Below are 12,856 nucleotides of genomic sequence, written 5' to 3'. Positions count from 1 at the left end.
GGGGGCACGGCCTCCTGGTTCGGGTGACAGCGATGAGAGTGCGAAGAATTGCGGCGGCTTTGCTCACCACGGTCGCCGTTTCGACGGGATTTCTCGGCTGCTCTGACGATTCCGACGAAGGCACGGGAGGCACATCGACGAGCGACGGCGCGGGCGCCGGCAGCAACGGCGCGGGCGCGGCGGGCCATGGCGGCTCGGGCGACGGCGGCTCGGGCGACGGCGGCTCCGACGGCAACGACGGCGGCTCCAGCGCCCAGAGCGGCGCCGGGGGCGGCGACGGCGGCTCAGGCGACGGCGGCTCAGGCGACGGCGGCTCAGGCGAAGGGCGGGGGCTCGGCGCCCGGTGCGAGAGGGACGCGGACTGCGGCCGGCGCGGCTTCTGCTTCACGGAGTCGGGCGACGAGTTCCTCGGCGGAGGCCCGGCGGGCGGGTACTGCACGACCACGTGCACGGGAGACAGCGATTGTGAGGGCGAAGGCAGCGCGTGCTTCGACGGCCTCTGCCTTCTCGGCTGCACCCCGGGAGAGCCGCCCCTCGAGACCATCGTCGACGAGCTCGATCCGACGAAGTGCCGCGGCCGCGAGGAGCTGCGCTGCGAGGAGATCGACGATGTGTCCGTGTGCATGCCGAACTGCGGATCGGACAGCCAGTGCGGCGGACGGGTCTGCGATCCCCGCATGAACATCTGCATCGACGAGCCCACGCAAGGGCTGCCGGCGGGCGCCGAGTGCGCGCTCGAAGCCGACGGCACGGATCCCTGCGCGGGGTGGTGCATCGACATCGGCGCCGACGTCGGCGTGTGCGCCGAGCTGTGCGGGCTCGGCGGGGACGTCGCCAACGAGGACTGCGGAGGGCTGGAGAGCGGTCTCTGCTTGTATCCTCTGACAGCCGAGCCCGGGGTTGGTGACCTCGGAATGTGCGCGCCCGCGTGCAACAGCCACAGCGACTGCCTGCTGCCGCACGCCTCGTGTGTGTTCTTCGGCGTGGAGACCAACGGATTCTGCCTCTTCGACGTGACGAAGTGCCCGAAGGGGCAGAGGGCCTGCGCGAAGGGAGAGATCTGCACCGCGACGCCTGAAGGCCGTCTGTGCCTCGACGAGAATTTCCCCCTGGAGGACCCCGACACAGGCGGTACGGGTGGTGGTGGTGGCGGCGCCGGTGGAACGGGCGGCGCGGATGGCACCGGTGGCGCCGATGCCACGGGCGGCGCAGGCGGCACGGATGCCTCCGGTGGCGCAGGCAGCACGAGTGGCGCAGGCAGCACGAGTGGCGCGGGCGGCACGGATGGCACCGGCGGCGCTGGCGGCACGAATGGCACCGGCGGCACGGATGCCGCGGGCGGCGCTGGCGGCACGAATGGCGCGGGCGGCACGGATGCCGCGGGCGGCGCTGGCGGCACGAATGGCGCGGGCGGCACGGATGCCGCGGGTGGCGCTGGCGGCACGAATGGCGCGGGCGGCACGGATGCCGCGGGTGGCGCTGGCGGCACGAATGGCGCTGGCGGCACGAATGGCGCGGGCGGCATGGATGCCTCGGGTGGCGCAGGCGGCACGAATGGCGCAGGCGGCTCCCTCGATGGCTCGTCGGTGTCTGCCGGGGGCGCCGAGTAGCGGGAAGCGCGCTCAGGGCGCTGGCCGCTCCTGTCCAAGCAGCAGCGTTGTCGCTTCGGGCGCTCGCCAGTCCCTCGCGCCCGTGAAGCGGAGGGACATCCTGCCGTCCGCCTCCACCAGGAACGTGTCGGGCAACGTCGAGACCCCGAACCGCTGCTGCACCGCAGGGGAGCCGGCCCGCACGACGCCGGGAGGGACCTCGCCCCCGAAGAAGGCGCGCACGACCTCCCAGTTCTCGTCGACGCTCACGGCCACGACCTGGAGCCTCCCGGCCTTCTCCAGCTCTTGGCCGAGCTCCAGCAAGCGCGGGAGCTCGGCGCGGCAGGGGGCGCACCAGGTGGCCCAGAAGTGGAGCAGCACAGGCCGGCCGCGCAGGGCGGCCGCGCGAAGCGAGGTCCCGTCCGGTTGCTCGAAAGCAGCGTCGGGCATGCGCTGGCCGTCGTGGAGCCGCTCGACCGCGAAAGGGCGACCTGGCCGCTCGGCGCCGCGGCGGCGCTCCACGGCCCAGTAGAGCCCCACGGCGAGCGCCTGGACGAGGATCAGGACGCCCGCGGCGGCGGCGATCGCGCGGAGGCGGGAGCGCGCGCTCACCGGCTACTCCGCCGCAGGCGACAGGGCCGGGCCGGCGGGCCGCGGAGGCTCGGAGGCGCCCGCCTCGCCGGCGGCGTCCACGCGGAGCCTCCCGCCGACCACGATGTAGAGCGCCGGCAGCACGAGCAGCGTGAGCAGCGTGGAGGAGATCACGCCGCCGATCACGACGGTCGCGAGCGGGCGCTGGACCTCGGCGCCGACGCCCGTGTTCAGCGCCATCGGCACGAAGCCCAGGGAGGCGACGAGCGCCGTCATGAGGACCGGGCGGAGGCGCCGCTCGGCCGCGAGCTCGATGGCGTCGCGCACCGGCATCCCGGCCGCGGTGAGCTGCCGGATGGTCGAGACGAGCACCATGTCCCCGAGCACCGCGACGCCCGACAGCGCAACGAACCCGACGCCCGCGGAGATGCTGAACGGCAGATCGCGGAGCCAGAGCGCGACGACGCCGCCGATCGCGGCGAACGGGACGCCCGTGAAGACGCGGACCGCGTCCAGGAGCCGCCCGTACGTGAAGTAGAGCAAGAGCAGGATCAGCCCGAGCGCGATGGGCACGACGACGAGCAGGCGCGCCTGCGCCCGCTCGAGGTGCTCGAACTGCCCGCCGAAGCGGACGTAATAGCCGGGCGGGAGCTCGACCTCCCGATCGAGCCTCGCCCTCGCCTCCTCGACGAAGGTGCCCACGTCGCGGCCCCGGACGTTCGCCTGCACGACGATCCGGCGCTTGGCCCACTCGCGGTTGATCGCGGCCGGCCCCTCGGTCGCGCGGATCTTCGCGAGCCGCGCGAGCGGGATGCGCTCCCCGCCGGCCGCGGTGACCAGGATGCGGCCGATGGAGGCGGGGTCCTCCCGGTAGCGATCGTCGATGCGCAGCACCACGGGGAAGCGGCGCTCGCCCTCCTGGAGCTGCCCCACTTCCCGCGCGCCGAGCGCCTCGACGACATCCAGGACGTCGGCGGCCGCGATGCCGTGGCGGGCGATGGCGGCGCGGTCGACCTCGATCTCGAGCACGGGCTGGCCTGTCACCTGCTCGGTCACGACGTCCGCGGCGCCGGGGATCGTCTTGAGGGCGGCCTCGATCTCGCGCGCCTTCTGCTTGAGCGTGTCGAAGTCGTCGCCGAACAGCTTCACCCCGAGATCGGCCCGGATCCCCGCGACCATCTCGTTGACCCGCATCTCGATGGGCTGCGTGTAGATGACGCGCATGCCCGGCATCCCCGCGAGCTCGGACTCCATCGCCTCGACGAGCTCGTCCTGCGTGGCGGCGCGCTTCCATGCCTCCCGCGGCTTGAGCGTGATGAACATGTCGGACAGCTCGAGCCCCATCGGGTCCGTCGCCACCTCCGCGGTGCCCGTGCGCGTCCAGACGCGCTCGATCTCGTCCGGAAACCTGTCGAGGAGGACCCGCTCGAGCCGGGTGCCGTAGCGGATCGACTCGCCCGCCGAGACCCCCGAGAGCCGCACGGTGTTGGCGACGAGGGTGCCCTCACGGAGCCGCGGCACGAACTCGGCGCCGAGCCGCGTCGCGAGGAAGGCCGCGTTGCCGAGGAGCAGCACGGCCCCGGCGAGCACCGCCCAGCGCCAGCGCAGCGCGAGCTGCAGCACGGGCCGGTAGGCCCGCTTGAGGAGGCGCACGAGCACGTTCTCGCGCTCCTTCATGCGGCGCGGCAGGAGCAGGCTCGCGAGCGCCGGCATGAGCGTGAGCGACAGGATCATCGAGCCGATGAGCGCGAAGATCACGGTGAGCGCCATCGGCCGGAACAGCTTCCCCTCCGCCCCCTCGAGCGCGAGGATCGGCAGGTAGACGATCATGATGATCAGCTCGCCGAACATCGTCGGCTTGCGGACCTCGATCGAGGCGTCGCGCACGACCTCCGTCGTGCTCCGGTCGCTCGAATCCTCGGAGAGCCGCCGGACCGAGTTCTCGACCATGATCACCGAGCTGTCGACGACGAGGCCGAAGTCGATCGCGCCGAGGCTCATCAGGCTCCCCGCGACGCCCGCGCGCAGCATGAGGTCGAAGGCGAAGAGCATCGACAGGGGGATGGCCGAGGCCACGATGAGCCCGGCGCGGAGGTTGCCGAGGAAGGCGAAGAGCACCGCCACGACCAGCAGCGCGCCCTCGAGCAGGTTCTTCTGCACGGTGCCGAGCACCCTGTCGATGAGCTCGGTGCGGTCGTAGACGACGGCGACGTCGACGCCGCTCGGGAGGCTCTTCTCGACCTCCGAAAGGCGCGCCTTGAGCCGCGTCGTGACGTCGTGGCTGTTCTCGCCCATCAGCATGAAGCCGAGGCCGAGCACGACCTCCCCCTTGCCGTCGGCGGTGACCGCGCCCCGCCGGATCTCGCGCCCCTCGACCACCCGGGCGACGTCGCGCACCCGGATGGGCGCCCCGCCCTTGGCCGCGACAACGATGTCCTCGATGTCGCTCACGCGCGTGGCGATGCCGATGCCCTGGATCAGGCTCGACTCGCCGGCCTGGTCCAGGGTGCCACCGCCCACGTTGGCGTTGTTGCGCTCCAGGGCCTCGGAGAGGTCGTGGAGCGAGAGCCCCCGCGCCGTGAGCTCCGCCGGGTCGACGAGCACCTGGATCTGCCGCTCATCGCCGCCCCACGCGTTCACCTCGGCCACGCCGCGCACCGAGCGGAGCTGCGGCGCGATGACCCAGTCGTGGACCGTCCGCAGCTCGCTCAGCGATTTGCCCTTGCCCGTGACCACGTAGTGGAACACCTCGCCGAGCCCGGTGGCGACCGGGCCGAGCTCCGGGCGATGGATCCCCGGCGACAGCGCCACGGTCTGGAGCCGCTCCATGACGACCTGGCGGGCCAGGTAGATGTCCGTGTCGTCCTCGAAGCGCGCCGTGACCTGCGAGAGGCCGAAGCGGGAGAGCGAGCGGACCTCCTCGAGCCTGGGCAGCCCCGAGATCGCCTGCTCGACGGGCGCCGTGATCTGGCGCTCGATCTCGACCGGGGAGAGGGCAGGCGCGACGGTGTTGATCTGCACCTGCACCGGCGTCGTGTCCGGGAAGGCGTCGATCGGCAGGCGGCGGAACGCGAGGATGCCCGCCAGGGAGAGGCCGATCGAGGCCAGGATCACGAGAAACCGGTGGCGGAGCGACCAGGTGATGACGGCGTTCAGCATGGCCCGCGCCTCAGTCCTCGCCGCAGCAGCCGGCGCCGATGCTCTCCTTGAGGGTCTCGGTCTTGAGCAGGAAGCTCCCTTCGGTCGCGACCTCCTCGCCCGGGCGCACGCCCTTGATCACCTCGACGACATCGCCCTCGGTCGCCCCGACCTCGACCCGCCGCGCCTCGAACTGGTCGTCCGCGAGCCGCACGAACACGAGCTTCACCGTCCTCGCGCGCTGCACGGCGGCGCGGGGCACAACGACCGCCGCGCGGGATGGGGCGAGGATGCGCGCCCTGCCGAACATGTTGGCCCGCAGCGCGCCGCCCGGGTTCGCGAGCGGGACGCGCGCCTTGGCCGTGCGCGAGGCCGGGTCGATGGCCGGCGCCACGTACGTGATCTCCCCCTTGAGCTCGCGCCCCTCGATGCCATCGACCTCGATGACCACCGGCTGCTTCAGCGAGACGGCCGGTAGATCGGTCTCGGGGACGTCGAGCTCGGCCCACATGCTCGAGACGTCGACCACCTCGAACAGGGTCTCCTCGACGCCGACCAACCTGCCCACGGTGGCCTTCCGCTGCGTCACGACGCCGGCGAGCGGGGTGGTGAGCGTGTAGCCCCCGCTCCCGCCCGCGCTCGCGCCCACGACGGCCAGGGAGGCCGCGAAGGAGGCGCGCTCGGCGCGGGCAGCGTCGAGCTCCTGCTGCGCGGCGAGGACGCTCCGGCGCGACGAGATCCCCTCCTTTTCGAGCTGCTCCTCGCGCTTCAGGTTCTCCTCGGCGATCGTGAGGCGCGACTGCGCGCTGGCGAGCCGCGATCGATCCGCCCCCACGTCGGCGCTGTCGATGATCGCGAGCGGCGCGCCCTTCTTGACCTCCGCGCCCACGTCCACGTGCAGCTGCCGGACGACCCCCGGGGCGCGGGCGTTGATCTCGGCCACCTTGAGCGCGTCGTAGACGACCCTGGCGGTCACGGGGATGCCGCCGCCGCCCTGACGCTCGACGGCCTTCGCGGTGAGGATGCCGGCGAGCCGGGCCGTGTCCTTGGTCTTGAGCTTGACCTTCGTCCCGTCGGCAGGCGCGCCGTCGCTCGCCACGTCGGCCGCCGGCTTGCCTCCGCGCTCGGGGTGGCAGAGGGGGCAGATGGATTCCGGAAACGCGTGCTCCTTGCACCAGTCTCCCTTGGCCTGGAAGACCGGGACGAGCCTCGGATTGCACTTCGTGCAGAGGGCTTCCAGCACGCCGTGCTCCTTGCACATGGCGCCCTCGACGGCCGCCGCGGCCTTCGGCTTGGCCTCCGCCTTCTCGTGCGCGGCGGCGTCGGTCCCTTTGGCCCCGCACCCCGACAGAACGGCGAGGAGCAGGAGCAACACGATGTGAACGCGGCGGGGCACGTCAGCTCCCCTTCGGCGGCCTGACGATCTTCAGGTCGGGGTTGCACTTGAGGCACTGGGACTCGGGAAGCCCGTGCTCCGCGCACCAGTCGTTCGTGGCCTTGAAGGCAGGGATCAGCTCCGGGTTGCAGCGGGTGCACTGCGACTCGGGCACCTGGTGCTCTCCGCACCAGTCCTCGTGGGAGCCGGGCTTCACGTCGGCCGGCCCGTGCGCCGCAGGCTTCGCCTGCGTCTGCTCGGGCGCCGCCTTGCCGGCGCTCGGCGCCTCCTTCGAGCACGACACGGCACCGAGGGCGAGGGCGCAGAGCACGATCGAGATGGAACGAATCTTCATGGGTCTACCCTTCCTTGTTGTTCGCAACGTCACGTGGCGGACGAGCCTCGGGCACGCTGTCGCTCGCACGCGCCAGCGCGCCGCCGCTCAGCGCAGCACCGCTACCATCGCCGCCGACTCGCCCGCGAGCGTGATGCGCGAGCTAGGTCGAGCAGCGCTGAACGGACGCGCTGGAGCGGGCGCGCGACCTCGCGTCGCGAGCGTGCCCTCCGCTCGGACCTGGCAGGGCGCTGAACCACGCCGCGATCGCCTGAGGCCATCGAGGGCTGACGGGGCCCACGTGGAGCTCACAGGAGCGCGATCGACGGCTCGGGCCGCGGAGCGGCCATCAGCGCCGTGCCTAGGCCAGGAGCCTTGGGACGTGGAGCACCTCGCGCGCCTCGGGCGATGGGGGCGCGCGCTCGGGCACGAGCAGCAGGAGCTCCACGGAGAGGGGCGCGAGCAAGACGGGGACGATGGGCGAGGGCGGGACCGCTGGCGCCCTGACCGCGCAGCACCCCGAGGCGCAATCCAGGGGACAGTGGCAGTCCCCTTTGTCGTCGTCGTCGGGACACGACTCGCCGCAGTCGTCGATGGCCACGAAGGCGTACGCCACGGTCAGCTGGCTCATGACCAGGGCGAGCACGATCATCGAGAGCAGGCGGACGAGCCGCTGCGTCCATCGGGATCGGGGATGTTGCCTTCGCCGCCGAGTCACGAGCCGGCAGAGCCTACCATGTGGACCGACGGGTGCGAGCACCAACCGCCGCAGGGCCGGCCAGGAGACACCTTCAGCAACAACCGTCGCCGCGCCACGTGGCGAGGCCCTCCTTGACGACGAGCGCGGCGATGACCAGGGCAGCGATCGGGTCCGCCCACCACCAGCCGAGCGCCCCGTTGAGCCCGATCCCGACGAGCGTCGCGAGCGAGAGCCAGACGCATGCGGTGGTCTGGAAGGCGTCCGCTTCCATGGCCCGGCTGCCGATCTGTCGAGCGACGCGGCGCTTCGCGCGCGCCAGCCAGCGCATCACGAGGAGCGACAGAGACGTGATCCCCACCCCGACGAGGGTGAACTCGGGCCGCTCGCCGCCCCAGAGCGCCTGACCGGCGTCGAAGGCGACGTAGGCGGCGAGCAAGAACAACGACGAGGCGACCAGCCGCTGAGCTCGGTGCTCGAGCGTGTCGAGGGCCTGGCTCGTCAGCCGGCGCGCCGTCTCCGCGCGGAGGCGCCAGATCATCACGAAGCCCGAGGCGCACTCGACGAAGCTGTCGATGCCAAAACCGAGGAGCGCGACGCTCCCGGCGAGGACGGCCGCCGTCACGGCGACGATGCCCTCGACGATGTTCCAGCTGACCGTCAGGTACTCGAGCCGCAGCGCTCGCCTCACGTGCTCCTGGCGTCCTTGTTCCTCCGTATCCGCGGAGCAGCTCGTGCAATGGTCGCAGCTCGCCTTGTTGATCATCTCCATCGCAGGCCTCCACCTCGCAAGGATCGACGGACCTCGCCGGCTCGGCCCGGCCCGCCGCCGCCCGCCGTCTTCACACCCCTGCAGGCTTGTCCGAGAGCGACTGGATGCACATCCGCAGCCCCTCGCGGAGGTTCCGCAGCGTGGTCACGGCGGACAGCTCCAGGCCGAGCGACGTGATCAGCGCGGCCACCGCGGGGCGCACGCCGGTGATGACCCCCTTGGCGCCGAGCAGCTCGACCGCGCGGATGATCCGGATCACGTGATCGGCGGTCTCGCCGTCGATGCTGTCCACGCCGGTCATGTCGAGGATCGCATAGCGGGAGCCTGTCCTGACGATGGCGTCGAGCAGCTCTTCCGTGATCACCCCGGCCCTCACGCCGTCGAGCGTGCCGATCAACGGGAGCGTCAGCACGCCGTCCCACACCTGGATGATCGGGGTGGCGAGCGCGCGGAGCTCGTGCTGCTGCCGCTCGATGAGCGACAGCTTGTCGCGGAGCTCCTGCTCGGTCCGCTGGAGCTCCTCGGCGATGCGGGCGCGCTCCTCGACCTCGCGCTTCAGCTTGTGCAGCGCGATGGCCAGATCCGTCTTCGTCGCCCGCTCCTCGTCGAGCAGGTGCTGCAGCCGGTCCTCCAGGCTGGTCGTGGCGGGGCGCACCGTGAACTCGTCGTGGGCGTCGCCCCGGGCGGCGAACGACGTCTGCTCGACGTCGCACTCCTCCCCGAAGAGCCGGGTGCAGAACCCGGCCAGCTTGCCCGCGATCATGCTGCTGCCCCAGCAGACATCGAGCTCCTTCTGGTAGACCGACTCCCACCCGTTCACCACGCGGAAGCGGGCCTCCTTCCGCTCCCGGTCCAGGGAGAGCACGTGCCACACACCCCAGCCCGCCGTGGCCGCGCCGACGCCGAGCGCCTTGAAGCCCTCCTCGAACGTCGGATAACCGGAGATGTAGGTCCAGTCGTCGTCGATGCTGAGCCGCCCGCCGCTCTCCACGGCGAGGTTGAAGCGCTCGGTCCCCGCCATCCGCTGGAAGCCGGACATCAGGCCAACCACGCTGCTCGGCAGGAACATCGACACCGAGGGGACGCCGGCCCACGTGCACTGCCCGTTCTCGAGATCCCACTCGATCGCCATCCCCCCGACGACGACGCGGATCTTCTTGTCCAGAAGCTCAGAGCTTGTGCTCATAAATTCCCCGAGTCCACGAGCGCACCCGCCCGCTTGCCGCAGTGTAACGGCTCACCCCGGCGCGCGTCGCCCTCGACGGGCGAGCCACGACTGGCCTCGATCCGGCCAAGACGGCGCTCTGGGGCTCGGGACGCGCTGCCGCCGCCCCCACGTGCTCGTCCCGCGGAACCCCCCGCTCGTGACCGAGAACCTGGCGCTCGTCGATTCGTCCCTGATCTTCGCGAGCCCGGCTGGCAGCCTGGCGCGGCATGAAACCAATCTCGCAATGGCTGATGACAGCCGGCCTGGTCACGCTGGCTGTCCCACAAACTGGGTGCAGCGGGGATTCGACCGCACTTCCCGAGCGGGACGAGCTCCGCGAGGAGCTCGAGCGTCGCCTCTCGGACGCGGCCGCGGCCGGCTTCTCCGGATCGGTGCTGGTCACAGTCGACGGGGCCGAGGTGATCGCGAGCGGCTACGGCCTGGCGGATCGAGACAGCAACATCCCCAACGTCGCCGGTACGGCGTACGACTTCGGCTCCGTGATGAAGGACCTGACCGCGACGGCCATCTTCAAGCTCGAAGGCGACCACGAGCTCGCGGTCACCGACTCGCTCGCGACCCTCTTCGATGACGTGCCGGCCGACAAGGCCGAGATCACGCTCGTTCAGATCCTCCAGCACCGCGCCGGGTTCGACGAGTACCACGACACGGAGGGGGACTTCGAGCCGATGACGCGGCTCGAAGCACGCCAGCGGATCTTCGCGCAGGAGCTGCTGTTCGAGCCCGGGAGCGACGAGCAATACTCCAACTCCGGCTACACGCTGCTCGCCGACGTCGTGGAGACCGTCTCGGGACGAGCGTTCACGGACTACGTGCGTGACGAGCTCTTCGCTCCCGCCCACATGCGACAGAGCGGGTTCTTCGGTGACCCGATCTGGGAGCAGGTCGACACAGCGATCGGATACGACGCCTCGACCTTCGGGGAGAACGACCCCGCCGGATGGCCGTACACCTGGTCGCTCGTCGGCAATGGCGGGCTGGTGACGACGGTGTCCGACCTCGAGCGCTGGCTGGTCGCCGTCTGGAAGGGGGAGGTGCTCGGTCCGGCAGCATTCGCGTCGTACGAGGCGCATTACCTCTCGGGCGGCGCCCACGACCTGGAGGGCAAGACGGTCTACGCCGTCGCCGGCGCCGGGGACTATGGCCTTGGAGGGGTTGCGGTCGACTGCCCGGCGGCGAACACCCGCGTGATCCTCGGGACGAACACGTACGACGTGTTCGACATCGAGGGCTTCGGGGTCGAGCTGGCGAAGCTGGTCCTCTCGGCCGAGAGAGGCGAGCTCAGTCGGGCAGAGTGATGCCGACGGTGTTCTCCAGGAGCCGCTGCCGGACCTCGCGCGCGCGATCGCGCGAGACGGGCACGCGGAGACTTGGACCGACCTCGAGGATCAGCTCCCCGTCGAGCCGGCCGAGCCCGCGCACGTACGCCGGGGCGACGAGCCAGTTGCGGTGCACGCGAAGGACACGGTCGCCCAGCGTGGCCCCGAGCGCGCTGAGCGAGAGGTCCACCGAGAACACGCCGTCCACGTGGTGGAGATAGGTGAGCCGCTCCGCCGCCTGAAACGCCAGCATGCCGTCGAGGTCCAGGAAGACCAGGCGGTCGTCTCTTCGCGCGACCAGGCGCGGCTTTCCCGCGCTCGGGGACGGCGCCCGGCGTCGCTCGAGGAGCCGCGCCACACACGTGGTGACGCGGTCGAGCGTGAACGGCTTGAGGAGATAGTCGACAGCGCCCATCTCGAACCCGTCGAGCGCGTGGTGCGCCAGCGCGGTGGCGAGCACCACCGCCGGCGGGCTCGCGCGGGCCGAGAGGGAGCGGGCGAAGTCGAGGCCCGACGTGTCTCCAGGGCGATCGACGAGCCGGATATCGACGAAGACGGCGTCGATGCCGAGCTCTAACCGATCGAGCGCCTCTCGAGCCGCCTCGACGTCCGTCACCGCGGCGATGTACCCGAAGCTCCCTGTATCGCGCAGCAGCTCCACGAGGAAGTTGCGCGCCGGCCACTCGTCCTCGACGACGAGAGCAGAGAGCTGCTTCATGCCGTCCTCCTCGGCAGCGTGACCTCCAGGCGCGTCCGGCCGGGCTTCGAGTCGATGCGCAGCGACGCGTCGGCCGACTCCAGGGCGACGCGGCGCCGCACCAGCGCGAGCCCCCGCCCCTCCGGCGGGACAGCGGCCAGGTCGAAGCCGGGGCCCTCGTCCTCGACGGCGCAGCGCAGGTGTCCTGCCTCCCCGGTGATCTGCAGGACGACGCGGCCGCGCTCCCGCCGGCGCAGCGCGCCGTGGTGCACCGCGTTCTCCAGCAGGGGCTGGAGCAGCAGCACCGGGAGCACGCAGTCGTCCACCGAGGCGTCGACGTCCCATTCGAACGCGAGCCGCCCGAAGTGCCGGGACTCCAGGATGCGCGCGAAGCCCCGCAGCCAGCTCACCTCCTCGCGGACCGTGTGATGGGATCGCCGCGATCCCTGCATGATGTCCCGCAGCAGGTCGCCGAGCGTCGCGATCAGGGTGCGCGCCTCGGCCGGCTCTTCGGTCACCAGGCCGGCGATCGTGTTGAGCGTGTTCAACACGAAGTGAGGCTCGAGCGCGGCGCGGATGTGCGCGAGCTCGACCTCCTGGCGCAGCGCGCGCCGCTCGTCCTCGAGCCTCCGCTCGGCGCCGATCTGTCGAGGCAGCTCGATCAGGAGGGCCCAGAAGCCGAACAGGGCGTCGCCGTCGAAGAAGCCCACGACGGCGGTGGCCACGAGCGGCCGTCGCGGTCCCTCTGGGAACACCGCGGGCAGCGCCGCGGCGACCAGGGAAAAGAAGGTGGTGGCGATGGAGCTGGCGATCCCGGCGGTGAACGCGAGCACGACGAGCTGACGCCAGATCGGCGCGCGCCGCGGTTCGATGCGGCGCGCCACCAGCGTGAGCGCGCCGAGGACCGCCGCGACCCACGCCGCGGTGCCCAGCCCGCGCCAGGGCTCGAAGCTTCCATGGTCGATCCAGTCGAGGAGCCAGAGCACGGCCGTGGTGATCACCACGGCCTTGCCGACGTGAGCCTTTCCCTGGCTTGCGGGCTCCTGCGTCACCCGTTCAACGCTAGCAGCGCCGGGCCCCCCCGCGTCGGCGAAGCCGCCTCCGCGCGGTCGCGCC

General features: G+C 71.6%; 11 protein-coding genes. 2 read left to right on the top strand and 9 right to left on the bottom strand.

Annotated elements, in window-relative coordinates; all coding sequences use genetic code 11:
* The first annotated feature begins 32 nt into the window (after positions 1–32).
* Positions 33–1,610, top strand: coding sequence for a hypothetical protein (locus tag WMF11_RS15355; RefSeq protein ID WP_437977990.1), 1,578 nt, complete (start codon positions 33–35; stop codon positions 1,608–1,610).
* 12 nt (positions 1,611–1,622) lie between these two features.
* Here the strand turns inward: WMF11_RS15355 and WMF11_RS15350 are convergent, their stop codons facing one another.
* From WMF11_RS15350 to WMF11_RS15320, 7 genes are all read right to left on the bottom strand, one after another.
* Positions 1,623–2,201, bottom strand: a complete 579-nt coding sequence (locus WMF11_RS15350) for a redoxin family protein (RefSeq protein WP_437977989.1) — start codon at positions 2,199–2,201, stop codon at positions 1,623–1,625.
* A 3-nt stretch (positions 2,202–2,204) separates the two neighbouring features.
* A complete protein-coding gene (locus WMF11_RS15345; RefSeq protein WP_437977988.1) occupies positions 2,205–5,339 on the bottom strand; it encodes an efflux RND transporter permease subunit in 3,135 nt (1,044 codons plus the stop codon).
* A 10-nt stretch (positions 5,340–5,349) separates the two neighbouring features.
* Positions 5,350–6,714, bottom strand: a complete 1,365-nt coding sequence (locus WMF11_RS15340; protein ID WP_437977987.1) for an efflux RND transporter periplasmic adaptor subunit — start codon at positions 6,712–6,714, stop codon at positions 5,350–5,352.
* A 1-nt stretch (position 6,715) separates the two neighbouring features.
* Entirely contained in the window at positions 6,716–7,048 is a 333-nt protein-coding gene (locus WMF11_RS15335; RefSeq protein WP_437977986.1) for a hypothetical protein, read from the bottom strand.
* Positions 7,049–7,388: 340 nt separating this feature from the next.
* Positions 7,389–7,679 (bottom strand): hypothetical protein, encoded by a 291-nt coding sequence (locus WMF11_RS15330; protein ID WP_437977985.1) that lies wholly within the window; start codon positions 7,677–7,679, stop codon positions 7,389–7,391.
* 139 nt (positions 7,680–7,818) lie between these two features.
* Entirely contained in the window at positions 7,819–8,496 is a 678-nt protein-coding gene (locus WMF11_RS15325; RefSeq protein WP_437977984.1) for a cation diffusion facilitator family transporter, read from the bottom strand.
* Positions 8,497–8,566: 70 nt separating this feature from the next.
* Positions 8,567–9,682, bottom strand: a complete 1,116-nt coding sequence (locus tag WMF11_RS15320; RefSeq protein WP_437977983.1) for an STAS domain-containing protein — start codon at positions 9,680–9,682, stop codon at positions 8,567–8,569.
* A gap of 248 nt (positions 9,683–9,930) precedes the next feature.
* Between WMF11_RS15320 and WMF11_RS15315 the strand changes: the two genes are divergently transcribed.
* On the top strand, positions 9,931–11,022 hold the full coding sequence (locus WMF11_RS15315) for a serine hydrolase domain-containing protein (protein ID WP_437977982.1): 1,092 nt from the start codon (positions 9,931–9,933) through the stop codon (positions 11,020–11,022).
* Here the strand turns inward: WMF11_RS15315 and WMF11_RS15310 are convergent.
* Positions 11,006–11,761, bottom strand: a complete 756-nt coding sequence (locus WMF11_RS15310; protein ID WP_437909113.1) for a LytR/AlgR family response regulator transcription factor — start codon at positions 11,759–11,761, stop codon at positions 11,006–11,008. The genes WMF11_RS15315 and WMF11_RS15310 overlap by 17 nt on opposite strands.
* Positions 11,758–12,792 (bottom strand): sensor histidine kinase, encoded by a 1,035-nt coding sequence (locus tag WMF11_RS15305; protein ID WP_437977981.1) that lies wholly within the window; start codon positions 12,790–12,792, stop codon positions 11,758–11,760. The genes WMF11_RS15310 and WMF11_RS15305 overlap by 4 nt, the downstream gene beginning before the upstream one ends.
* Positions 12,793–12,856: the final 64 nt, after the last annotated feature.

The sequence above is a fragment of the Sorangium sp. So ce295 genome (assembly GCF_051527405.1).
Lineage (GTDB): Bacteria > Myxococcota_A > Polyangia > Polyangiales > Polyangiaceae > Sorangium > Sorangium cellulosum_B.
Note: the sequence above shows the minus strand (reverse complement) of the source record. Positions and strands in the feature narration are given on the sequence as shown.